Raw genomic sequence first — 22,841 nt, forward strand, 5'->3', positions numbered from 1 at the left:
ATTACGTAAAATTGAAGTATGATTCAAGAAATAATCGTCAAAACGTGTTTGCCCGCACCTGACATTACTAAGCCCAACTGAACCGCTTTACGGTTCGGCCCCCAGTAAAACGACACCTCGTCGTTCCTATCCCACCCAACCTGCCTTGTGCATTTCGCGAAAAACGAATTGCACGGAGCGGGTTTTTTTATGTCCAAAATTACGGAGCCCCTATGACTTTGACTGACCTTTCTCCGCCGCCCACGGGTCCCGTGACTTTGGCGGCGGCCAAGACTTTCCTGCGGATTGATCACGCGGATGAAGATGATTTTATCGGCGATCTGATCGATGTGGCCGCGCGCCAAATCGAAGCGCGTTGCGGGGTGAGTTTGATCACACGTCCGCAACGCCTGTCTAAACCTGCAAATGGAGCTGGGGTCTATCTGAACCGCTATCCTGTGGTCTCTATCGAGGCGGTAGAGCGTGACGGGGTCGCATTGCCCATTGACGCCAATCTACGGGCGCGGCCCGTTTTGGTGCGGGTCCAGAGATCAGGCGATGGCTCTGGCGATGTGCGGGTCGATTTCACGGCAGGGTTCGGCGCAACGCCTGAGGATATTCCGACACCCCTACGCCAAGGTGTGCTGCTCTTGCTGGCCCATCTCTATGAATATCGAAATGGGGATGGCCCACCGGGTTTTCCGATGATGGTGGATGCGTTGACCCAACCTTATCGCGGAGTGCGGCTATGATTGGCCGCATGCGCGCCCGTGTGGGGCTGTATTCACCTGAAACCATTGCCGATGATTTGGGCGGGACCATTACCAGTTGGACGTTCCGCCACGCGATCTGGGCCGCGATCAAACCCAAGGCGATTTCCGAAACCCGCGAGAATGGCCGTTTGTCTGTCACCCAGACCTATCTTGTCGTCATTCGTTACACGTCGCGATTCCCTGAGCGGGCGCGTTTGGTCTGGAATGGCCGCATTTTGCGCGTCGTCGCGGCCAGTGACCCCGATACGCGCGGCGAACGCTTGCACCTGATTTGTGAAGAGGAAAGCCAATGAGTGGCTCTGTAAATATCGCCGCACAGGCGGAAGACTTGGCGAGAGCGGTCCATGTGGTGCTGCGGGATAATCTGGATATTCAATATGCGTTGGGCGGCACAAATGGCGAGCCGCCGCGCCTCTATGATGCCGCACCCGAAGACCCTGTCTATCCCTATCTGACCTATGGCGCGATGCGGTCCGAAGATATTAGCGCGGATGAGACGCCGCTGTCCTCACACCAAATAACGCTGCATCTCTGGTCGCGATATACAGGACGAGCGGAGGTGTTATCCCTGCTGAGCCGTGTGGCGGCGGCTTTGGATGCAACCTCGCTGTCGGGGGTCGGGCCGCTCTCTGTGCGCAGTTCTAATCCGATCTATTCTGACGTGTTGAGAGCAGCCGATGGGCGAACCCATCACGGCTTGTTGCGCATGTCGATGACGACCCAAGAACTGGAGGTGAACTTATGAGCGCCCAACGTGGCAGCGAAATGCTGCTGAAAATCAAAACAGGTGAGGGCGACTATGTCACCGTCGCAGGGCTACGGACGAAAACCCTGCGCCTAAACGCGCGGCCCGTCGATGTGACAGACACCGCGTCCCAAGGCTGGAAAGAACTTCTGCCAGGCGCGGGTATTCGCACGGCCGAGATCTCGGGGACGGGCGTGTTTCGCGATGCTGTGTCAGATACGCTGATCCGCAGCGCCTTTTTTGACCAATCCGCGCAGGACTGTCGGTTCATCATTCCGGGCTTTGGGCAGATTGACGGTGTGTTCCTGATAACAGGGTTGAATTACGCGGGGGCCTATAATGGTGAAGCGCAATTCGAGTTGAGTTTGGCCAGCGCTGCCCTGCCAGAATTTACCGCCCTATGAATGCGTATCGCCTCGGGGACCGGCAGGTCATCATTGCAGGTGTGGAGACGCGCTTGCGATTGACGCTGTCTGGTTTGGCCGAGATCACGTCTGCTCTTGGGACGGATACGCCATCGGTGCTGGCCGCGCGATTGCGGGAAGCCACGGATGCAGATTGGAATATCGTCCTGCGGGCGATGGCACAGCCGCGTCCGAAAACGGGTCTAACCCAGGCCGATTTAGGAGAGATTTTACCTGCCCTCAGCGCCGTCATTGCCGACGGATTAAACCCATGACGGAGACCGACAGTTCTTGGCCATTTGATGTTTGGCTGCGGATCGCCGTGAAGCGATTTGGGCTTTCCCCCTCAGAGTTTTGGAGCCTGCCATTGCGCGACTGGTTGGTCCTCATGTCTGACGCCAAACCCGCAACTCTGGACCGCACGCGGTTGGAAGATTTGATGAAGGTCTTTCCTGATCTAACCTCTGAAGGAGATCAAAATGAAGTCGGAAAATAACGTTATCAGCAATGCCGCCGATGCGCTTGATGCCTTCGCAAAAGGCCCCGCAACAGATGCCGCGAATGAGCTGGCAGATGTGTTTGAAATCGCGGGGGGTCGCATTGCGAATTCGCTCGAACGCGCGGCGCAAACGGGGGCGCTCTCGTTCAATGATTTGGCAGAATCGATCCTCAATGACTTCGCGCGATTGGCCGTGTCTGAATTGATTACGGCACCGCTGGAAGGACTCGTTTCTAGCCTCACCCAATCCATCGGGCAGGCAGCAGGGGCCTCAAAAACTGCGCCCGTGACGGTCAATCTGAACCTGGGGAATGGGGCGTCAAAACCGACAGGACCACAACCATCGACAACCCAAATCGCGTCCCAAGTATCGCGGGCATTACAGCACGCACAATCCCGAAATTAGAGAGTTGAATTATGGAAGATTTTCACGACGTTCGCTTTCCTCTGCATCTCGCCTATGGGACGAGCGGTGGCCCAAGGCGACCCACAGATATCTTGCAGATGGCAAACGGCTCTGAAGTTAGAAATGCAAAAGGACGACATTCCCGCCGGACCTATAATGCCATCGCTGGGATTAAGACAGAGATTGAAGCGATTGAACTTATGAATTTTTTCGAAGCTCGACGTGGGCCTTTGTGCGGGTTTCGGTTTCGCGACCCACTCGATCACAAGAGCGCAGACCCCGTAACCGCAACAGATCAAATCATCGGAACTGGCGATGGGCACCGTAAGACTTTTCAATTGGTCAAAACCTATGGCGATGATCCTCACGCTTATATTCGTCCCATCACGAAGCCTGTCGACGGCACCGTAAAAGTTGCCGTTGACGGTGTTCAAAATGAGATTTCCTATGACCCGATGACGGGGCAAGTGACGTTTGAAACCGCACCTGTCCCAGGAAGTTTGATCACGGCGGGATTTGAATTTGATGTTCCCGTTCGGTTTGCGTCGGACGCGTTGGATATTGCGCTGGATGATTTCGGCGCGATGCAAATTCAAGATGTCCCATTGATTGAAATTCACCAAGCTGCCGCCGTCTCTACCGCCCTGCAGGACGTCGCATAATGGATAAGGTCACAACGCTCTGCTCGCTCTGGCGATTGTCGCTCAAAGACGGCACGATCTATCGCTTCACCGATCATGATGATCTGGTGATATTCGGGGGTGAAACCTACGTTCTAAATGACAGCGCTGAGGCCGGGGTCTCGGAAAGCCAAGCCGGCTTTAGCGTCGACACGGGCGATATCCGAACCCGTGTCAATCTGCCCGACTTATCACCGCAAGCTGTTCGAGAGGGCGCACTGGATGGCGCTAAAATTTCGGCGTACCGACATGATTGGTCCGACGGGACAACGCAGTTACTCTCCCAAGGTCGCGTCGGGGATATTCGCTTCTCGGAAAATGTCATTGAGGTTGAATGGCTGGGTCAAACCAGTCTTTTGAACCGCTCGACGGGACGCTTGTTTTCGGGCCAATGCGACGCGCAATTTGGCGACAACCGCTGTGGATTGAACGCCGCAGATTTTCCCGCCAAAACAAATTGCCCGCGCAGCTTTGACGCGTGTCGGGATCAATTTGACAATAGCGCAAATTTCCGAGGTTTCCCTCATTTACTTGGCGATGATGTCTTGCAAGCTGGCGTGGGGGACAGAGACCGTCGCGATGGCGGGTCGCGCTACGCATGAGTGATCCACATACGCGGCGCGCCGTGCTCGCTTGCGCTCAAAGCTGGATAGATACGCCTTACCGACATCAAGCCAGTGTACGGGGCGTGGGAACTGACTGTCTGGGACTTATCCGCGGCATCTGGCGATCACTCTATGGCGAGGAGCCAGAGACGGCACCGCCTTACACGCCTGATTGGGCGGAAGAAACGGGGGAGGAAACCCTCTTAATGGCGGCGCAACGCTGTCTGATTCCGACCGAGGCCCCCATGTGTGGGGATGTTCTGGTCTTTCGCATGGCCGATGGCGCACCTTGCAAACATCTTGGAGTCCTATCTGCGCCAGACCGTATTCTTCACGCCTATTGGGGGAAGGCGGTGGTGGAATCCCATTTCGTTCCCTTTTGGCGGCGGCGGCACGTTGCCAGTTTCGCTTTCCCCACTCTTTTACAGGACTAGATTATGGCCAATTTTGCGGCATCTGCCACGCAGTTGACGGGGCAAGCGCTTGTCCGCACGGCGAGTGCCCTCGCGATCAATACGGCGACAAGCTACATTAGCCGTGCCTTCGATACGCGTAATTTCCAAGGCCCGCGCCTCGATTCGCTTCATATTCAGACCAGTCGGGATGGCGCGCCGATGGCGCGGGTCTTCGGGCGTGCCCGATTGGCGGGACAAATCATCTGGGCAAGCCATGTCCGCGAAGCCTCCACCGAGACGCCTGTCGGTGGCAAAGGCGGAGGCCCGACACAGACTGACTATAGCTACGCGATCAGCTTCGCAGTGGGCCTCTGTGAAGGCGAAATCGCGGGTATTGACCGTATCTGGGCAAATGGCGCGCCGCTCGAAACCGCCGGATTGGACATGCGCGTCTATCGCGGGACCGAAGACCAAAGCCCTGACCCAATTATTAGCGCGACTGAGCCAGGCGACGTGCCCGCCTTTCGGGGTACGGCCTATGTTGTATTCGAGGATTTCCCATTGGCCGCCTTTGGTAACCGACTGCCGCAGCTAAACTTCGAAGTCATTCGGACTGGAAAACGGACAGGGCGGTTGGAGAATTTGATTCAATCTGTAAATTTGCTGCCGGGTTCGGGCGAGTTTGCTTACGCTACAGACATCGTGGAAGAAGGCATTCGTCCGGGGGAAACGCAGCCCCTGAATATGAATAATTTATCGGGTAAAGCCGATATTGAATTGGCATTAGATCAGTTGCAGGCGCAACTCCCCAGCTGCACCAATGTGTCCATCATCTCGTCTTGGTTTGCGACCTCAACTGATATTGCGACTTGCGAAATCCGCCCGGGCGTCGAGCGACGCAGCCGAAATATACGTCATCACACATGGCGCGTCGGGCGCGCGACACGGGCCACGGCACATCTGGTGAGTGCGGATGATGAAGGTCGCCCAAATTTCGGTGGGACTCCATCTGATGAGAGCCTAATCCAAGCCATCCGTGCCATCAAAGCTCGCGGCATGAGCGTCACGCTCTATCCCTTTATTCTGGTCGATACAGCCGGCTTTCCTTGGCGCGGACGCATCACGGGGAACGCCTCAGATGTAAGTGCTTTCTTCGGGACCGCAGACGTCACGGATTACAGCAATGGGGCGGGCGAGGACCATCATCATTCAGACGACGCAGGCTTCCGCAATTTCATCTTATCTCACGCGAATTTGGCGCGACGGGCAGGTGGCGTGGAACGTTTTGTCATTGGCTCCGAAATGATCGGACTGACAACAATTCGCGACGCGCAAAATGGGTTTCCCGCTGTGACGGAATTGGCGCGATTAGCGGGCGATGTGAAAGTCGTTTTGGGGGATGAAACTGGCCTGACTTATGCTGCGGATTGGAGCGAATATTTTGGCTTCCACCCACTAGACGGCAGCGGAGATGTGTATTTTCATCTGGATGAATTATGGGCGCATCCTGCGATTTCTGCAATCGGAATTGATGCCTATTTTCCCCTGTCAGATTGGCGCGAAGGCGATCACTTAGATGGCCAAATTTCATCATCGATCTATGACGAAGACTATCTAAAATCTAACGTCGAAGGTGGGGAAGGATATGACTGGTATTATGCTTCCGATGCAGATCGCGATGCGCAGGTGCGTACCCCAATTTCGGATTGGACCTATCGATATAAAGACCTCCGAAATTGGTGGTCGAATGTTCACCGCAACAAAATTGCGGGCGCGGTGCAAGACCCAACATCGTGGGTTCCGCAAAGTAAGCCGTTCTGGCTGATGGAGGTGGGGTGTCCCGCTGTTAGATATGGGGCCAATCAGCCCAATGTCTTTTCCGATGGTAAATCCCATGAAAGCAAATTTCCATATTTTTCAGAAGGTTCACGTGATGATCTCATTCAACGAAATTATCTGGAAGCTCTGATTGGATATTGGGGGGAGCCTGAAAATAATCCGACGTCGACGGTTACGGGCCAGCCAATGATAGATCAGTCTGCGACCTCCGTTTGGGCATGGGACGCGCGTCCTTTCCCTGATTTTCCAGCGCGAAGGACGATCTGGTCCGATGGCCTGAATTGGCAGACAGGGCATTGGATCAATGGCCGCATGGGCGGCGTCTTATTGCAAGATGTCTTAGATGAAATATGCACCGAGGTTGGGGTAAAACATGTGTCTTTTTCGGGCGTATCTGGACTGGTATCTGGCTTCGTCATTGACCGACCCATGCGTGCGCGTGATGCACTCACGCCCTTGATTGATACCTATGATGTTTCGATGGCTGTGGCGGGCGGGCGACTATTTTTCTTTCAACCCCAATTGGATGCCCCCCGTGCCATCTCGCGGGATGAATTGGTGGCACAAGACGGGGGTCCAATTCGCTTTGCCGTAGAGGATGATATGTCCTCCCTGCGGGACGTGCGTCTCACTTATATTGACGCGTCGCTTGAGTATCAGACGGCAACCTTGTCTACGCGCAATGAGGCCGCCGAAACGGTGAGGGTTGCGGACATTCAAGTCCCGATTGTCATGGATGCGGGGCAGGCGAGACAAGTCATCGATCGCCAGCTTGCCAAGTCTGAACCTTCACGGCGTCGTGCCAGTTTTGCACTGCCTACGGATATAGGCGATGATCTACGGCCCGGCGAGATTGTGACCCTGCCTGATGCTGACGGATATTGGCAAATTGAACGCCTGCGCCGAGGGGCGAACACAGATGTTGACCTTATTGGGTATCCTGATGGGCGGGGGCCATTGAACGTCGCAAACGGTGACCCAGCCGTTCAGTTACAACCTGCGTGGGTCTCTGAACCTGTTGCGATGGCCTTTAATTTGCCCGGGGTTGAAGGGTTACAGGTCGGGGCGCTGATGCACCCTTTTCGACCTGCCGACCTCTCCTTCGCTGACAAGACAGTGCGCCTTCAATCGGCTGTAAAATTAGGCGTGCTGCTGTCGGACCTCCCGCGTGGCCCAATCACGATCTGGGATCGCAGCACCCATTTCGATATTTGGATGCCCAATGCCGCCTTCTTCTCGATTGAAGAACATAAGGTGATGTCGGGGCAGAACCGCTTTGCGGTAGAAACTCCGCTGGGGTGGGAAGTCATTGGCGCGGCGTCCGTATCGTTAATCGGGCCAGATATCTACCGCTTGCATACGCTTTTGCGCGGCGTGGAGAATTCGGACGACTACATGGTCGATCAGATCTTGTCAGGTGCAAGAGTGATTTCTTTAGACGGGGGGCTGGCAACGCTGGATATCGAAGAAGACTTCATCGGCGGGCCGATCCAGATTGAAGTGAGCGCGTCGGGTCGTTCGGGGGCCTCCTCAGAGTTGATCTATTCGGCAGAACATCTGAGACCGCTATCCGTTGCCCATGTGAGCGCGGTCGCTGAGGGGGAGAACACGCGTCTGAACTGGACACCTAGACGATTGGATAATGCAACGAAAATTGACCCTTCCCAAATGTTCGATATCTGCTGGTCTGAGGGAGAGATGCGAGTCTCTGCGAATACCGCACTGATCCCCGTTAACTATAGATCAAACAATTGGGTTTCGATTACGCCCGTTCATTCCCTCACCAAGGCTGGGCGGTCCGTCAAAATTCTTGTTTAAGCTATTGTATAGGCGGGTTCTTCGCCTATTTGTTAGGCATGGCAAAGAACCCCTATACACTCCTTGGCGTACCCAAAACCGCGACTGATGCAGAGATCAAGTCTGCCTATCGTAAGCTTGCGAAATTGCATCACCCAGATGTAAATCCTGGTGACGCCAAAGCGGAAGAGAAATTCAAAGAAATCACGGCGGCCTATAACTTGCTGTCTAACCCAGACCTGCGCGCATCCTATGATTCAGGGCGAGTGGACGCGTCGGGCCAACAGCAAAACCCGTTTGCAGGTGGATATCGCCAAGCCAATGCGCAGGGCGGGATGGACACGGGCTTTGGCGGTTTCGGCGGCATGGGCGGTGATGACATGTCCGATCTGTTTTCCTCGCTCTTTGGCATGAACATGGGCGCGGGGGGCCGCACGCGCACGCAACACCGTCGACCTGCACCGCCGCAGCAAGGCGAAGATTTACGATATACGCTGAAAATGAGCTTAGTGGACGCTCTGACAGGTGGCGTGAAAGATTTGGGTAAAGGGCTGAAAGTCAAATTCCCCAAGGGCATTAAAGACGGCCAAACCGTTCGTTTGCGCGGTAAAGGTCAGCCCGGGGTGAACGGGGGACCTCCCGGCGATGCGCGGGTCAAAATTTCTGTGCAGCCACACAAGCGTTTATCCCGAGATGGAAATAATCTCTGGCTGGATGTGCCAATTTCGTTGACGGAAGCCATGAAAGGCGCAAGCTTGGACCTCGATCTTCCGACGGGTAAAGTCTCATTAAAAATTCCAGCGGGAACGAATACGGGCAAACGGTTTCGACTAAAAGGCAAGGGTGTACGTGCCAAAGACGGGACGGGCGACGTGATCGTGACGGTCCAAATTGTTCTGACGGATGGGGAGCTAGCTGGCGCGTCTGTTCTAAGTTCACAACTTCCAGATGGTGAAAACCACGATCTTCGCAGAAATTTGATCTGATCGGCGAAGGCAGTCCTTGACGGCGAATAAACATAACTTAATGCAAGTGTTCAGAAACCGTTCAGGGGCCGAACGCTAGACCATATACATGTTGACGAAACGTCATATCTTTTCTGCCATTTTGGCAGCCGCGCTGTCCTTCAGTGCTACAACCGCCCATGCGTATCAGTGGAGCGGTCCTGTCGTGCTGGAAGCACAGCGCTCGATCTCTCCAGCTGAGGCAAAATCTATTGCACGGAAGCGCGTACCGGGCGGCGAGGTCGTGGATATCTCTCGTCGTGGTGACACATATCGCGTTCGCGTCATTGCTAAATCTGGCAAGGTTGTTGACGTTTTGATTGACGCGAATACGGGACGTGTCAAAAAGTAGCCAGAATCTCGTCCCGACGAAAAGGCCCCCCATGCGAATACTCATAGTTGAAGACGATGCCGATTTGGCCCGCCAGTTGAAATCTGCGTTTAAGGACGCAGGTTACGCTGTGGACGTGGCGAAAGACGGCGAAGAAGGTCACTTCCTGGGCGATACAGAACCCTATGATGCGGTTATCTTAGATTTGGGGCTTCCGCTGATTGATGGTGTGAGTGTTCTGCAAAAATGGCGTGCCGACGGGAAAAAATTCCCTGTTTTGATTCTGACTGCGAGAGACCAATGGTCTGAAAAAGTCGCAGGATTTGACGCGGGTGCGGATGACTACCTGACAAAACCTTTCCATGTGGAAGAATTAATGGCGCGTTTGCGTGCCTTACTTCGCCGCGCGGCTGGACACACGACCGATACGATTGAGTTGGGTGATCTGATGGTCGACAATCGCGCCGCTCGCGCCTTTGTCGATGGCATGGCGATAAAATTGACCAGCCATGAATTCCGCCTTTTGTCCTACATGGCGGCCCATAAGGGGCGGGTGATTTCACGGACTGAGCTTGTTGAGCATATTTACGATCAAGACTTTGATCGTGATTCCAACACGATTGAAGTTTTTGTCGGACGCCTGCGTAAAAAAATCGGTACTCAACGCATCGAAACGGTGCGCGGCTTGGGATATCGTCTTCTAGACCCCGATATGGAAAGCTCTGACTGATTGAAGTAAGGGATGCGTATGCATCATAAACCTTCGAGTACTTCATGAGTATAAAACCCCCGCCGTCTCTCGTCAGTTCGCTTGTCCGAGCGGCCGCGCTTTGGGCTGTCCCGGGTTTGCTCCTGACCGTAATAGTGCTGACTTGGCTTTCGAATAGTTCGACCTATCGCAGTTTTGATGAGCCGTTGGAGTCTGCAGTTTTAGGACTGATTGCGAGTGTCGAGACCTCTGAAGATCGCGGTCTGCGCTTATCACGTGAATTGCCTGACCCCCGTTATCAGCGCGCTTTATCGGGGAAATATTGGGTTATCGGCACGATTGAAGACGACAGCCAAATCGTTCCGATATTGTCGTCGCGCTCGCTCTATGGGGCGTCCTTGCCCATTCGACGCGATCATATTCAAGAACTCGCCGCGCAAGGTCAGGAACCTGTCCGCTTTACGACGGCAGGACCTGATCTAGATGCGGGTGAGACTCTTCGTGTGGTTGCGCGACAGGTCATCCTCCCTGAAATGAATAGTGCCGTTATTGTGCTTGCCGCCGCAGATCGTGCGCCAGTCATGCGTTCGACCCGTAACTTTATTATGACCGCCGTCACGCTTTTAGCTTTGTTGATTTTGGGACTGACCTTGGCCGTTTATGCCCAAGTGCGGGTTGGGTTGCGGCCGCTTTTCGAATTGGGGCGTCGCATTGCGGATGTCCGAGAAGGGCAAGCCGTTTCGGTAGAGGGTGTATATCCGCCAGAGATTGCTCCGCTTGCTAGAGAACTTAATTCATTGATATCGCATAATAAATCAGTCGTGGAACGGGCGCAAACGCATGTCGGAAATTTAGCCCACGCCCTGAAAACACCGATCGCGGTCTTGCGGAATGAGGCGGCTTATGCCGAGACAACCCCCTCTGACGTGGTGGCCCGCCAAACCGAAACTATGGCAGAACAAGTCGACCATCATCTGCGGCGTGCACGCGCTGCTGCGCGGGGGCAAGCCATTGGTGTTCGTACAGAAATGGATCCCGTGATTGATGGTCTGGTGCGAACGCTGCCAAGGATTTATCGTGATAAAGATCTAACAATTGAACGCGCTGGTTTGAAAGGTTTGGTCTTTCGCGGCCATCCGCGTGACTTTGAAGACATGGTCGGAAACCTTATGGATAATGCCGCGAAGTGGACCAAAGACCGAATCGATGTCGTTGTTCGAGCCGATGACGATGGGTTCTGCGAAGTTTCTATTTCCGACAATGGCCCTGGGCTCACGGCCGAAGAAGGCAAAATCGCACTCCAACGTGGTGCGCGCTTGGATGAAGCAACCCCGGGGAGCGGATTGGGCCTGTCTATCGTTGATGATCTTGCGAATGCCTATAATGGGAAATTTGTCCTTGGTCGATCCGAGCTAGGTGGGCTGCAGGCGGTTCTGCGATTGCCTGTCGTAAAAGACCTATGACCGATCATAAAAGCGCGCCTACGCCTGTCGCTTTAGAAGCGCGGAAAGCGAGTGAGGGGCGGTTGTTCTCATCCTCTGCGGGGCGAAATAAAGCTGACATTGCCAAGGCCCTGTGTGATCTCATTCCACAAAGTGCGTCTGTTCTAGAAATCGGAAGTGGGACCGGCGAACATGGCATAGAAACTTTGTCATTGCGGCCGGATTTGCGGTGGCAATTCTCTGATCCAGATCCGCAATCCCGCGATAGCCAACGCGCGTGGATCGCCCACCACAGCGTTGTAACGGATACGGAAGCGCAAGCTGCACCGATGGATATTGACGCGACCCTACCCAACTGGACGAAGGCTTTACCGATACGATATGACGTTTTGTTCGCATCCAACATGATCCATATTGCGCCAGTTGAAGCCCTTATAGGTCTTGCTAGGGAAGCCGAAACCGCGCTGAAGGCCGACGGAAAAATTATCCTCTATGGTCCGTTTCTATTCGGGGATTTGTCAGCGCCCTCGAATTTGAAATTTGATGGCGTTCTTAAGAGCAAAAACCACGCTTGGGGCGTGCGAGAGTTAGGTTTTGTTAAGCATATCTTCGCAAAACACGGGTTTAATCATGTCGAACTTCGCGGCATGCCGAAAAACAATCATATCATTGGGCTGTCACGACTTTGACGAAATAAATCTCTATTGTGGAGGTTTCGTCATGTTTTGGACAGCATTGGGTCATATGCCCTCTTGCAGTCTACGAGACTAGGAAGGGGATTGTCGTGTCCAACATAAAATTGACATTGCTAGGGTCTGTTATGGCCTTTGGCCTTGCGCCGCAGGTTGTGGCGCAGGACGCGACTTTGATTTTCGCTGACGCTGATCGCTATGAGGTTATCATTGATCAGCCGATCAACGCCGAATTCAAATCTTTGCGAGATTTAGGCACAACGGCTGCCGCACCAACGCCTACGCCTCAGCCTGAACAAGAGGTCGGACTGCCGCTTCCTCAGGCGACGTTACCTGCGCCATCGTCACAAGCTCCTGCGTCCCAAGCGATGGCGGGCCCAAATCGAAATATGATGGACATGCCGATTAGCGCATTGCCCTCGATCGCAAATCTTGTGGATCGCGTGAGCCCGTCTGTCGTCAATATTGTCGTGACGACAGAAAGCGGTGAAACCACCAGCGAAGGTCAAGGCTCTGGTTTCGTGATTTCGGACAAGCTTGAAGTTGTTACCAATTTTCATGTGATCGAAGGTGGCACCAATATTGATATTGAGTTCAATGATGGGCGGAAATATCCCGCCAGCATCATCGGGACGGATGAAGAGACCGATCTCGCATTACTGCGGATCGAAACGACTGAAACCATTCCCTATGTCAATTTTCACAAAACCAAAGATCTTCGCATCGGCGATTGGGTCGTCGCAATCGGCAATCCGTTTGGCATCGGTCAGTCGACATCTCTTGGTGTGATTTCTGCGATTGGTCGCGAAAAAGTCGATAGTGGCTCATACGTCGATTATATCCAAACAGACGCAACGATTAACCGCGGTAACTCCGGTGGGCCGCTGTTTAATCTTGAAGGCGAAGTGATCGGCGTCAATTCTGCTATCTACTCTCCGACAGGCGCGAGCGTGGGCATTGCCTTCGTTATTCCGCATCATACTGCGGAGCGTATTGTATCAGCCCTGCGAACGGATGGCCGTGTCCGTCGTGGGTATTTAGGGGCAGGTTTACGCACAGCGGAGTATTCGATTGATGGTCAACCTGGAATCTTCAAGGGCGGCGCAACCGTGAATGATGTTTTGCCAGGTTCTCCTGCTGAAATTTATGGGCTGCAGGTCGACGATATTATTCTCAATATAAATGGCAAAGTCGTGAAAAACTCTGTCGAAGCGACCCGTGCGATCGCCAAAGTACATGCCGGAGAAATGGCGACATTTATCTATGAGCGGAATGAGAAGACATTTTCCCTAGATGTTCAGATCGGCGAGCGTCCTGAGAAATACGAGATTCAAAAGGCCAGTGCAGAGGTCCAAGGCCTGCCGCCGCCCCCACCACCAGAAGACAAATCAAAGCCGAAGGTGAACATCGATACGGGCATACATGTCCTTGATATCTCGGCAGAGTTTAGATCCGCTATCAATATGAGATCTGACCAAGTTGGAATTTATGTCGAAAGCGTTGATCCTGGCGGCGCCGCGGAGCAAGCGGGCTTCAAAATGGGTATGGTTCTGCTGGAAGCAGACGGCCAACCGATCGCCGAAGTGGCAAAATGGAAATCTATCGTGCTGAATGCCAAATCGGCGCAGCAGGACGGGATTGTTGTGAATGTCCGTCACAAAGACGGGCGCGAAACTTATATGGTTCTACCTTTACCGTAGAACTGAAATGACTGGGTGGGGACCTATGGAGAAGAAAATGAGAATACTTGTCGTCGAAGATGACTCCGTCGCCGCCGAATATGTCCGCAAGGGCTTGATGGAGGCCGGCCACGTCGTGGACCTTGCCCCTGATGGCGATCTCGGTTTAGAAATGGCCCGAGCTGCAGATTATGATGCTTTGGTTTTGGACCGTATGCTGCCGAAGCGTGATGGCCTAGAGGTCCTGCGCGAACTGCGCGCCGATGGAGACGCAACGCCCGTCCTGATTCTATCTGCCTTGGGCGAAGTCGATCAAAAGGTTGAAGGGTTGCGGGCCGGCGGCGATGATTACCTCGCCAAACCCTATAGCTTCACTGAGCTTTTGGCGCGTGTGGAAGCGATTGGCCGACGCTCTGACCCGACCGCTGCGGTGACAAAGCTAAAGGTCGGCGGGCTAGAGATGGACTTACTGGCGCGAACCGTGCGCCGTGATGGTCAAAAGATATTGCTACAACCCCGCGAGTTCCGTCTCTTGGAGTGTTTGATGCGCAATGCAGGTCGTGTTGTGACCCGCACAATGTTGCTCGAAAAAGTCTGGGACTACCACTTTGACCCCCAAACAAACGTCATTGACGTTCACATCTCGCGTTTGCGTGGGAAGATCGACAAAGAGTTTGAAGAGCCGCTTCTGCATACAGTCCGTGGTGCGGGCTATCGTTTGCAGGTCTAGCGGGATAAGGAGCGCCGCATGAGCGGTGCACTCCGAAAACTCTATCGTAACACGCTCTTCAGGCTGTCTCTGTTGGGCGCGTTACTCTTTGTGTTGTCGCTTTTTGCGGCGCTGGGCTATATTTATTACGCGACCATCGCGAGTGAGCTCCGGCAAGTCGACCGCGCAAATGAAGCGGAGATTACTGAACTTCAAACACTTTATGACCGCGCGGGTATGCTTGCGGTGAACAAGGCCGCAGAGCAAGGTTTGCTCTCGGGCACAGCTGGACCCACCCAAAAGAACTATAAACTTATCTACCATCAGGCAGGTCACGCGTTTTTGAAAAATGCCGTGTTCCAACGCGGTCTTTCAAATGGCCCGTTGCTTGAACGTGTATATGTTTTGGAAGGTCCGCCAGGTCCGGATCAGGTCACAGGTAATCTGGCCGATAAAGCAGTGAAGACCACAGGACAGGAGGTCAGTTTGATCCCTGAGCTGGAGAATGCCAGCTTCACGCGTCTCGAATTTATCTATTCGGTTCAGTCGGACGAAGGCGAACGTATTGACCGTCGTGCGCAGGCCATTGCGGGCAATATTGTCTTTGGCGATGAGCCGACAATCCGCATTCTTGTTGGTCGAGATGTCGAAGCTATTTCTCGCACAGGCGAACGGGTCCGAAACGCGATTTTGGTATCTGCGGGTATCGCATTATTCTTAGGCTTGTTGTCGTCCTGGTTTGTGTCGCGTCGTTTTGCCCGCCGCGTCGAGGGGTTCAACCGACTCGCGACGGACGTGAGAGCTGGTAATCTAGATCGCCGCGCTCCGCGAAATTACTCCGAAGACGAAATGGACCTCTTGGCAGAGCATTTGAATGCGATGCTCGATCATATTGGTCGGTTGATGCAGGCCATGCGTTATGCAGGGGACAGTGTCGCACATGATTTACGCACGCCCCTGACGCGACTGCGCACCCGTTTAGAAACAGCCGCGGTTGAGTTGGGCGATGCTGAAGAAGCTGACATTTTATACGCGGCGGCGAATGATGCCGATCAGCTTTTGTCAACATTTGATGCTGTGTTGCGTATCGCGCGGTTGGAAGCTGGGGAGCGACGAGAACTTCTGACGCCTCTGGACCCTAAACCCATTCTCGATGACCTTGCGGAGCTCTATGAGCCCGCCTGTGAAGATGCGGGATTGAGCTTTGAGGCCGATATTGCACCCAAGACAACAATCCTTGCAGACCGTGGCCTGCTCTCCCAAGCCGTTTCAAACCTGCTTGAGAACGCAATAAAATATACGCCTCGCGGCGGTTCCATTCGTTTGGTTTCTCATAAACGGCGGGGTGGCGCGGGTGTCGAGATTGCGATTTGCGACGATGGCCCCGGTATCCCCAGTTGGGATCGTGAGCGAGTGAAAGAACGATTTGTCCGTCTTGATAAATCGCGCTCGCTACCGGGAAGTGGATTGGGCTTATCGCTTGTTGAGGCTGTCGCCGACTTGCATCAAGCGGCCTTTGTTATGAGTGACAATGACGCGCTGCCGCCTGTCGATAAAGGCGGCGACCCAGACCGTCCTGGCCTAAGAGCCGCTTTGATCTTCCCTAAAACCAAAGTGCGTGCTTTGGAACCGTCGAAGGACGCGCCAGCACAATAAGCCGACGCGGAGTTTGCAAAGCGGCGATTGGTTTAAGCCGCAGTATTACGGTGGAGCGGCATGGGTGGAGGCGCGGGCTTTACGTGCGGTGGTGCGACAGGTGCACCACCTGGCATTTGTCCGCCACTGGCTTGCAGAACCTCGGCAATGTCTTGGGCCAGACGAGAAATTTCACTGCCGACCTCATTTGCATCTGGCTGCGGCGCTTTCTTCTGTACGTAACTTGGCAGGGTGAAGGTCACTGTCGTGCCTTCGCCGACAATCGAACTAATATTGAAGTTGCCACCATGCAGCTCCACCAAAGATTTCGAAAGCGCGAGACCGAGGCCCGTGCCTTCGTGCTGGCGGGAGTGTTGACTATCAATCTGTTCAAAAGGCTGGGCCAAGCGACTAATATCTTCACTCGAAATTCCAATACCTGTGTCGGAGACCCGCACAATCAGCCCAGCTGATTTGGGCTCAACAGACAAGGTCACGACGCCGCCTTCTGGTGTGAATTTGATCGCATTTGTTGTTAGGTTGAGCAGGATTTGTTTGACCGCACGTGGGTCGGCGTCAATTTCGGGTGTTTGGTTGCCCTCATAAATAAGTTTCAAGCGGTTCTCATCCGCTCGACCTCGAACGATACGTATGACCTGACCAATCATGTCGGACATGATCATAGGCTCTGTATTCAATGTCATTTTACCCGCTTCAATCTTAGACATATCAAGAATGTCATTGATCAAAGACAGGAGGTGTTGGCCTGAGAAAAGGATGTCGTTGACATATTCTTTGTAACGCGGATCGCCCAATGGACCGAACATCTCTTTTTTCATGATGTCGGAAAAACCATTGATCGCGTTCAAAGGCGTCCGAAGTTCATGGCTCATATTCGCCAAAAACTCAGACTTCGATTGGTTGGCTTCTTCGGCGCGGATTTTCTCTTGCTCGTAGTTTTCCGCAAGTTCCACAATACGTATCTGCGACTTTCGGAGGACGTTGATGGTTTTCTCTAAGGCGTCCTGATTGACCTGAAGCTGGTTCTCACGGGTTCGGATGGCGGTGATTTCCGTGCCAATTGAAACGCGTCCACCATCGACAGTATTGGTTTCAAGATAACGTACCCAACGACCGTCATGCAGTTGGATTTCACTGCCAGTTCCGTCGTCCAATTGTTGGGTTTGCGCCATGGATTGCTGCGCGTGGTATTCAACCATAACATATTGCATGCCTTGCTGAAGTTGCCCCGGCAAAAAGCCAAAAAACTCTTCAAATTTGCTATTCCAGAGTACCAAACGATCCATTTGATCCCAGATAACGAAACTGTCGTTCATCGACCGGAGTGCATCGAACAACCGGACCTCTGCTGCTTGCAAGCGGGCCTGCGCACCGCGTGCCTCCGTGATGTCCAGAGCCATTCCGATAACAAGTTTTGTTTGATCATCGCGATAGGTTGGGCGCCCTCGACAAGATAAGAAAATTGGCAGGTTCGCGGCTGCGAGTTCAATCTCGAACGCGCCGTTCACGTTGGAACGCTTTAGCGCGCTGTAAAATTGATCGCGGTGTGAAACTGAGAACAACGCGAGGAACTGCGGAAGTGGCAGAACACATTCGGTCTCACCCAATCCCATCGTCTTGGCGAGAGAGCGAGACAAGTAAGCGGTGTTCCGTGTGAGGTCGATTTCCCATATCCCACCATTGGAGCCATCAACGGCCGCGCGATAGCGTTGTCTTGAGACTTCTTCATCGGCGTCTTGCTGACGAACGGCATCAATTTGCTTCAATAATTGGTTCATCAACATCCAGATCAACCAAGCTGCGCCGAGGAACAATACGCCAAACAGAAAAAGGTTTTGAATGATGCTAGGGTCTTTTAATCGCGGGCGGACGTCCATAACGGAGAGGTTGGAATTCGGGATGTGGACGGCCCCAAACCAAACTTTCTCGTCATTACGCATCCGTGAAACGACGGTCGATGACACCGTTCCACGAGTGACGTCGGCAAGTTGGTTTGCAGAAATGCGATAAAAGGTTTGTGTACCTTGGGAGGCGATCTCAGAGGGGCCATCAATGACGCGACCAGAGTCTTCAACAACAGATAAGGTCCCCACCCGGTTACCGATCAGCGTTCCGGGTGCGAGTGCCGCCACGAGGTACATGTCACCAGATTTGCGCGTAATGACAGGGGTCGCCGTGCCTTTGTCATTGATCAATGAGTCGATGGTCACGCCGCCTTGAGGAAAATTTCGACGGTCTAATCTGGCAAGCTGCTGTCCGGCGCCTGGCGTTTCGGCTCTTACGACCCCATTTGCGTCAATGAGGGCTGCCCCAACAATACGGCGGGAGCGAGCCGTAAAGTTTACAATTTGCTGGGCATTTGCATTGAGCGCCAATGCAGAGTCCACCCATTCGATTTCTGAATCTAAAGCGCGCGCAACTGACGTAGCTTGGGACGTCAACGCGGTTTCGAACAACCGAATATCTTCAGCTTTCGTCCGGTTTAGATCATTGATGAAAACCCAAACCGCCATGACGAGAAATAATGTGAAAAACAAAAGCGTTGTGATGAGCAAACGTTTGAAGACGTTTCGACCACCCAAGCGTTCTGAGAGTCTGGCGACGAAGTCGTTTCCATCTCCTGAGGTTCCCGGAGGCACCGAATAGGGGGCCCCAATTCTGGCAGGCATAGCAGGCCCCCCATTTGCGCCGGCTTGCGTCACCCTTGGGGGTGGTGGAGCCGTTGGTGCAGGTCTGGCGGCAGCGGCTTGTTGGGGGACATAGGGCTGCGCAAGCGCGTTCGGCGCGACTGACGTCGGCGATTGCCCCGTGGCAGGTGCACCATTTGGATTCCCGTTTTGCGCGTGACCGTAGTTCAAGCGATATTCCCCTCGTGCCAATTGGCATTCCCCAGCGTGATGCGTGGTCAGAAGACCGCACGAATCACTCTCTATAGGGATAACGACCACCTGAGGCCCAGTCGAACAAAACGTGGTTAATATTGCATTGATATTCCCAAGCAAACCTAGGTTTCAGGGGTAATTTTGTTGCGATACCGTTATGAAATACGGGGTTCGGGTTCGGGGTGGCCAATTGCGTAGCCTTGGGCCGCGTCAAAGCCGAGTTGTTTGACGAAGTCGCGAATTTCTTCGGTCTCCACGCCTTCGGCGATAAAGCGAACATCAAGGGGGTCGCGCAGAGACAGCAGGGCCTTCAAAATTGCGCGATCACGAGCTGTGTTGAAAGCCGCGGCAACAAACCCACCATCAATTTTGAGCCAGTTACAGGGGAGGGCGCGTAAATAGCGAATTGAGGCAGCGCCAGCGCCGACATCATCGAGACAGACGGGGTGCCCTCTGGTCTTTAATTCGCTCAGCAAAACTTCCGCATAGCTTAACTCGGCCATGTCCCAGCTTTCAGTGAGTTCAATGATCAGCTTCGTTGGGGACGCCTTCAAAGCCGTCAAACACGCCAGCACCGACGATTTGAAGTTTGGTTTATCAACCGACGCCCCAGATAAGTTTATCGCAATGCCTGACCCATCAGGGTTCTCATTCAGCACGATGATGGCCTGAGCCAGCATCGACAGGTCCAGATCTTTGATCACGCCTGAGAGCTCGGCGGGGCGTAAAACGCCCTCAAGATGATCATCATGGTCGAAACGCACTAACCATTCGTGATGATGAATTTTGCCGTCTGCTAAATTGACAATAGGCTGACGCAGCACAGAAAAGCGCTGCTCAGAAACATGGTCGCGAAACCCTTCGGCGGTACGTAAAGTAGACATAGGTTGCCCCTAACACACAAGCCGAAAGAAAGGGTTTACGCGTCAAGCAGAGGTTACGCCCCCAATGTTTTCTCCGCGATCTCCAACACATTTTTGCTCGGGTTACTGGCGATGACGCGCTCTAATTCGCCTCGCACCATGTCTTGGCGGCGATCATCCAATTTCTTCCAGATTTCAAATGCCCCCAACAAGCGCGCCGCTATTTGTGGATTTCGGCTGTCCATATCTAAGACTTGGTCCGTGAAGAACCGATAGCCTGACCCGTCAATGCGGTGGAATAATTCGGGATTCCCCATTGCAAAACCACCCACGAGCGCGCGTACCCGGTTGGGGTTATTGCGCTGGTATCTTGAGGATTCTGTAAGCTGCTCAATGGCATGGACGCCGTCGGCGTGGCGCCGCATGGCTTGAACCGAGAACCATTTGTCCAAAACCAGTGGGTCCGATTCCCACTTGGTATAAAAATCTTCCATCGTGGTTTCGACGCGTTGCCCGCCCAGTCGCGTCAGCGCCATGAGCGCCGCCAACTCATCAGTCATATTGGTAGATTCCGAGAGCTGAGTCTGGGACAGCGTCGCCGCCAACGGATCTTGTCTGGACGCCAACAAAGCCAGGCAGCGATTGCGTAAGGCCCGGCGTCCGGCTGACCTCGCATCGGGACGGAAGTCATGAGTGTCAGCGAGCGCATGATAACGATCCAGCAGATCATCGCGAAGCAGATCGCCTATCGCTCGCGAAAGCCATTTACTCGCTTCGTGTAAGGCGATGGGATCAACCTGTTCAAGCGATTGCATAACTTCGGAGGAGGCTGGAGGTGTTAGAACAAAGGCTTTGAAAGCATTGTTGAAATCGGGGTCATCCAATGTCTTTTTCAGGGCTTCGCAATACCCTTTTAGGGCCGTGTCTGCTGGCGGTGTCACGCCTGTTTCTATCGCTTTAGCCATATTCGCGATGAGATGGCGGGCAAGCGTTTGACCCGCTTCCCAGCGGTTAAAAGCGTTCGGGTCAGCGCCCATCAAACGCAGTAGGTCATCCGTTGTGGCATCGGTTTCCAAAGTCACGGGGGCTGAGAAGTCTTGCAAAATCGAGACGGAATAAGGTTCATCGATTCTTGGATAGGTCACGCTGGTGCCACTGCCTGTTAGCAGCGTGAGCTTAGGCTCAGATAGGGCTCCATTATCGCCCACTATCTGCCAACGGATTGGGATAACGACAGGCGATTTTTCCGACTGGCCCGGCGTTGGTTTTGTGGATTGCATGAAATGAATACGATGCGCGCCCTGTGATATCGTCTCCCGCAAGACTTTAAGTTTAGGGGTGCCTGCCTGTTCGTACCAACGCATGAATTGAGTCAAGTCTTCGCCTGAGGCCTCTTCGAAACACGCTATGAATTGTTCGACAGTGGCGGCCGTGCCATCCATTTTCTTGAAATATAAATCTGACCCAGCGCGGAAACGCTCTGCGCCCAAAATTGTCTTAAGCATGCGGATCAGTTCAGCGCCCTTTTCATAGATTGTCGCCGTATAGAAGTTGTCGATTTTCATATAAGCGTTGGGGCGAACGGGATGGGCGAGGGGGCCTGCGTCTTCCGCAAATTGACGGCCACGCAGGGCGCGCACGTCTTTAATGCGCTGAACCGCGCCGCCGCGTTGATCGGCCGAAAACTCCTGATCGCGGAAGACGGTGAACCCTTCTTTCAGGCAAAGCTGGAACCAATCCCGACAGGTTACGCGATTGCCCGACCAGTTATGGAAATATTCATGGGCGACAACGGATTCGATACGTTCGAAATTCATGTCTGTTGCCGAGGCCGCGTCAGCCAACAGAAGCGACGAGTTAAAGATGTTGAGGCCTTTGTTTTCCATTGCGCCGAAATTGAAATCTCGGACAGCCACGATCATGAATAGGTCCAGATCATATTCGCGTCCGAAGACTTGTTCATCCCATTTCATCGACCGTTTCAGAGCGTCCATCGCATATTCGGCCTTCGACGCATTGCCAGGGTCAACGTAGATTTCTAACGGAATATGGCGGCCCGACATCGTCGTGAAACTGTCTTCTAAGACATCAAATTCGCCCGCGACGAGCGCGAAGAGATAGGCCGGTTTCGGGAATGGGTCATGCCAGATGGCGTAATGGCGTCCAGTCTTGTCAGAGACAGCGCCATCTTCAATCTTATTCCCATTGGCGAGGAGGTAAGGATAAGTCGCGATGTCGGCTTCGAGGCGAACTGTGAAGACGCTCATGACATCGGGGCGGTCGGGATAATAGGTAATGCGGCGAAAGCCCTCGGCCTCGCATTGCGTACAGAACCGCCCACCGGAAACATAAAGCCCCATCAGCGTTGAATTGGCGCTGGGGTCACAGACGGTTTCGATTTCGAGAACGAAACTTTCTGGCGTTTTAGCGAGCACCAGTTTTTCTTGATCCAGCTTGTAATCCGTGCGCTTCAGCACCTTACCGTCGATTTTGACAGATCTCAGGTCGATATTCTCGCCGTTCAGTACCAATGGCTCATCGCGGAGGCGTTTCACATCAATCTTGGACCGTACAGACGTCGCCGATGGTTGCAGGTCAAAATCCAAATAGACGGACGTCAGCTCATGACTCGGCGGCGTGTAATCTTCAAGAAGTGTAGGTGTCGGGGCAGTATCGGTGCGCATGGAGGTCTCCTAAAGTCTCGGTACATGTGGCTAAGGCCGTTGGTAAATTCAACGGGCCAGTTAGGGCA

22 protein-coding genes are annotated in these 22,841 nt (G+C 53.6%); 19 read left to right on the plus strand and 3 right to left on the minus strand.

Annotated features, from left to right (window positions below; all coding sequences use genetic code 11):
• Positions 1-212 precede the first annotated feature (212 nt).
• From IE073_RS00525 to IE073_RS00615, 19 genes are all read left to right on the plus strand, one after another.
• On the plus strand, positions 213-731 hold the full coding sequence (locus IE073_RS00525; RefSeq protein ID WP_189579840.1) for a head-tail connector protein: 519 nt from the start codon (positions 213-215) through the stop codon (positions 729-731).
• On the plus strand, positions 728-1,045 hold the full coding sequence (locus tag IE073_RS00530) for a phage head closure protein (protein ID WP_189579843.1): 318 nt from the start codon (positions 728-730) through the stop codon (positions 1,043-1,045). The genes IE073_RS00525 and IE073_RS00530 overlap by 4 nt, the downstream gene beginning before the upstream one ends.
• Positions 1,042-1,497, plus strand: coding sequence for a DUF3168 domain-containing protein (locus IE073_RS00535; protein WP_189579844.1), 456 nt, complete (start codon positions 1,042-1,044; stop codon positions 1,495-1,497). Before IE073_RS00530 ends, IE073_RS00535 begins: the two co-directional genes overlap by 4 nt.
• Complete coding sequence (locus IE073_RS00540) at positions 1,494-1,901, plus strand: phage major tail protein, TP901-1 family (RefSeq protein ID WP_189579846.1); 408 nt, start codon at positions 1,494-1,496, stop codon at positions 1,899-1,901. The genes IE073_RS00535 and IE073_RS00540 overlap by 4 nt, the downstream gene beginning before the upstream one ends.
• Positions 1,898-2,176 (plus strand): hypothetical protein, encoded by a 279-nt coding sequence (locus IE073_RS00545; RefSeq protein ID WP_189579848.1) that lies wholly within the window; start codon positions 1,898-1,900, stop codon positions 2,174-2,176. Before IE073_RS00540 ends, IE073_RS00545 begins: the two co-directional genes overlap by 4 nt.
• Positions 2,173-2,397 (plus strand): phage tail assembly chaperone, encoded by a 225-nt coding sequence (locus IE073_RS00550; RefSeq protein ID WP_189579850.1) that lies wholly within the window; start codon positions 2,173-2,175, stop codon positions 2,395-2,397. The genes IE073_RS00545 and IE073_RS00550 overlap by 4 nt, the downstream gene beginning before the upstream one ends.
• Positions 2,381-2,806 (plus strand): phage tail tape measure C-terminal domain-containing protein, encoded by a 426-nt coding sequence (locus tag IE073_RS00555; RefSeq protein WP_189579852.1) that lies wholly within the window; start codon positions 2,381-2,383, stop codon positions 2,804-2,806. The genes IE073_RS00550 and IE073_RS00555 overlap by 17 nt, the downstream gene beginning before the upstream one ends.
• Positions 2,807-2,817: 11 nt before the next feature.
• Positions 2,818-3,468 carry a DUF2460 domain-containing protein gene (locus IE073_RS00560; RefSeq protein ID WP_189579854.1) on the plus strand — a complete coding sequence of 217 codons (651 nt, stop codon included), beginning with the start codon at positions 2,818-2,820 and terminating at the stop codon, positions 3,466-3,468.
• A complete protein-coding gene (locus tag IE073_RS00565) occupies positions 3,468-4,088 on the plus strand; it encodes a phage/gene transfer agent baseplate hub protein (RefSeq protein WP_189579857.1) in 621 nt (206 codons plus the stop codon). Before IE073_RS00560 ends, IE073_RS00565 begins: the two co-directional genes overlap by 1 nt.
• Entirely contained in the window at positions 4,085-4,525 is a 441-nt protein-coding gene (locus tag IE073_RS00570; protein ID WP_189579860.1) for a C40 family peptidase, read from the plus strand. Before IE073_RS00565 ends, IE073_RS00570 begins: the two co-directional genes overlap by 4 nt.
• Before the next feature lie 3 nt (positions 4,526-4,528).
• Entirely contained in the window at positions 4,529-8,143 is a 3,615-nt protein-coding gene (locus IE073_RS00575; RefSeq protein ID WP_189579863.1) for a baseplate multidomain protein megatron, read from the plus strand.
• A gap of 38 nt (positions 8,144-8,181) precedes the next feature.
• A complete protein-coding gene (locus tag IE073_RS00580; RefSeq protein ID WP_189579866.1) occupies positions 8,182-9,108 on the plus strand; it encodes a DnaJ C-terminal domain-containing protein in 927 nt (308 codons plus the stop codon).
• Positions 9,109-9,196: 88 nt separating this feature from the next.
• Positions 9,197-9,478, plus strand: a complete 282-nt coding sequence (locus IE073_RS00585; protein WP_189579869.1) for a PepSY domain-containing protein — start codon at positions 9,197-9,199, stop codon at positions 9,476-9,478.
• A 31-nt stretch (positions 9,479-9,509) separates the two neighbouring features.
• Positions 9,510-10,187: a response regulator transcription factor gene (locus IE073_RS00590; protein WP_189579872.1), complete on the plus strand. Its 678-nt coding sequence runs from the start codon at positions 9,510-9,512 to the stop codon at positions 10,185-10,187.
• 44 nt (positions 10,188-10,231) lie between these two features.
• On the plus strand, positions 10,232-11,629 hold the full coding sequence (locus IE073_RS00595) for a sensor histidine kinase (protein ID WP_189579875.1): 1,398 nt from the start codon (positions 10,232-10,234) through the stop codon (positions 11,627-11,629).
• Positions 11,626-12,297, plus strand: coding sequence for a DUF938 domain-containing protein (locus IE073_RS00600; RefSeq protein WP_189579878.1), 672 nt, complete (start codon positions 11,626-11,628; stop codon positions 12,295-12,297). Before IE073_RS00595 ends, IE073_RS00600 begins: the two co-directional genes overlap by 4 nt.
• Before the next feature lie 95 nt (positions 12,298-12,392).
• A complete protein-coding gene (locus IE073_RS00605) occupies positions 12,393-14,000 on the plus strand; it encodes a trypsin-like peptidase domain-containing protein (RefSeq protein ID WP_189579881.1) in 1,608 nt (535 codons plus the stop codon).
• Positions 14,001-14,037: 37 nt separating this feature from the next.
• Positions 14,038-14,709, plus strand: coding sequence for a response regulator transcription factor (locus IE073_RS00610; RefSeq protein WP_189579884.1), 672 nt, complete (start codon positions 14,038-14,040; stop codon positions 14,707-14,709).
• An 18-nt stretch (positions 14,710-14,727) separates the two neighbouring features.
• Positions 14,728-16,344: a sensor histidine kinase gene (locus IE073_RS00615; RefSeq protein WP_189579887.1), complete on the plus strand. Its 1,617-nt coding sequence runs from the start codon at positions 14,728-14,730 to the stop codon at positions 16,342-16,344.
• 32 nt (positions 16,345-16,376) lie between these two features.
• Here IE073_RS00615 and IE073_RS00620 read toward each other — a convergent pair whose 3' ends face one another.
• The 3 genes from IE073_RS00620 to pepN all read right to left on the minus strand — a co-directional run bounded on the left by IE073_RS00620 (position 16,377) and on the right by pepN (position 22,773).
• Positions 16,377-19,202: a PAS domain-containing sensor histidine kinase gene (locus tag IE073_RS00620; protein WP_189579890.1), complete on the minus strand. Its 2,826-nt coding sequence runs from the start codon at positions 19,200-19,202 to the stop codon at positions 16,377-16,379.
• A 179-nt stretch (positions 19,203-19,381) separates the two neighbouring features.
• Entirely contained in the window at positions 19,382-20,110 is a 729-nt protein-coding gene (locus tag IE073_RS00625; protein ID WP_189579893.1) for an EAL domain-containing protein, read from the minus strand.
• A 53-nt stretch (positions 20,111-20,163) separates the two neighbouring features.
• Positions 20,164-22,773: an aminopeptidase N gene (pepN, locus tag IE073_RS00630; RefSeq protein WP_189579896.1), complete on the minus strand. Its 2,610-nt coding sequence runs from the start codon at positions 22,771-22,773 to the stop codon at positions 20,164-20,166.
• Between the last annotated feature and the right edge of the window lie 68 nt (positions 22,774-22,841).

Source organism: Litorimonas cladophorae (genome assembly GCF_014652455.1).
Taxonomy (GTDB): Bacteria; Pseudomonadota; Alphaproteobacteria; order Caulobacterales; family Maricaulaceae; genus Litorimonas; species Litorimonas cladophorae.

Excerpts from the sequence above, each read along its gene's own strand:
- IE073_RS00525 (WP_189579840.1), top strand. The coding sequence starts at position 213 with ATGACTTTGACTGACCTTTCTCCGCCGCCCACGGGTCCCGTGACTTTG.
- IE073_RS00530 (WP_189579843.1), top strand. The coding sequence starts at position 728 with ATGATTGGCCGCATGCGCGCCCGTGTGGGGCTGTATTCACCTGAAACC.
- IE073_RS00535 (WP_189579844.1), top strand. The coding sequence starts at position 1,042 with ATGAGTGGCTCTGTAAATATCGCCGCACAGGCGGAAGACTTGGCGAGA.
- IE073_RS00540 (WP_189579846.1), top strand. The coding sequence starts at position 1,494 with ATGAGCGCCCAACGTGGCAGCGAAATGCTGCTGAAAATCAAAACAGGT.
- IE073_RS00545 (WP_189579848.1), top strand. The coding sequence starts at position 1,898 with ATGAATGCGTATCGCCTCGGGGACCGGCAGGTCATCATTGCAGGTGTG.
- IE073_RS00550 (WP_189579850.1), top strand. The coding sequence starts at position 2,173 with ATGACGGAGACCGACAGTTCTTGGCCATTTGATGTTTGGCTGCGGATC.
- IE073_RS00555 (WP_189579852.1), top strand. The coding sequence starts at position 2,381 with ATGAAGTCGGAAAATAACGTTATCAGCAATGCCGCCGATGCGCTTGAT.
- IE073_RS00560 (WP_189579854.1), top strand. The coding sequence starts at position 2,818 with ATGGAAGATTTTCACGACGTTCGCTTTCCTCTGCATCTCGCCTATGGG.
- IE073_RS00565 (WP_189579857.1), top strand. The coding sequence starts at position 3,468 with ATGGATAAGGTCACAACGCTCTGCTCGCTCTGGCGATTGTCGCTCAAA.
- IE073_RS00570 (WP_189579860.1), top strand. The coding sequence starts at position 4,085 with ATGAGTGATCCACATACGCGGCGCGCCGTGCTCGCTTGCGCTCAAAGC.
- IE073_RS00575 (WP_189579863.1), top strand. The coding sequence starts at position 4,529 with ATGGCCAATTTTGCGGCATCTGCCACGCAGTTGACGGGGCAAGCGCTT.
- IE073_RS00580 (WP_189579866.1), top strand. The coding sequence starts at position 8,182 with ATGGCAAAGAACCCCTATACACTCCTTGGCGTACCCAAAACCGCGACT.
- IE073_RS00585 (WP_189579869.1), top strand. The coding sequence starts at position 9,197 with ATGTTGACGAAACGTCATATCTTTTCTGCCATTTTGGCAGCCGCGCTG.
- IE073_RS00590 (WP_189579872.1), top strand. The coding sequence starts at position 9,510 with ATGCGAATACTCATAGTTGAAGACGATGCCGATTTGGCCCGCCAGTTG.
- IE073_RS00595 (WP_189579875.1), top strand. The coding sequence starts at position 10,232 with ATGAGTATAAAACCCCCGCCGTCTCTCGTCAGTTCGCTTGTCCGAGCG.
- IE073_RS00600 (WP_189579878.1), top strand. The coding sequence starts at position 11,626 with ATGACCGATCATAAAAGCGCGCCTACGCCTGTCGCTTTAGAAGCGCGG.
- IE073_RS00610 (WP_189579884.1), top strand. The coding sequence starts at position 14,038 with ATGAGAATACTTGTCGTCGAAGATGACTCCGTCGCCGCCGAATATGTC.
- IE073_RS00615 (WP_189579887.1), top strand. The coding sequence starts at position 14,728 with ATGAGCGGTGCACTCCGAAAACTCTATCGTAACACGCTCTTCAGGCTG.
- IE073_RS00625 (WP_189579893.1), bottom strand. The coding sequence starts at position 20,110 with ATGTCTACTTTACGTACCGCCGAAGGGTTTCGCGACCATGTTTCTGAG.
- pepN (WP_189579896.1), bottom strand. The coding sequence starts at position 22,773 with ATGCGCACCGATACTGCCCCGACACCTACACTTCTTGAAGATTACACG.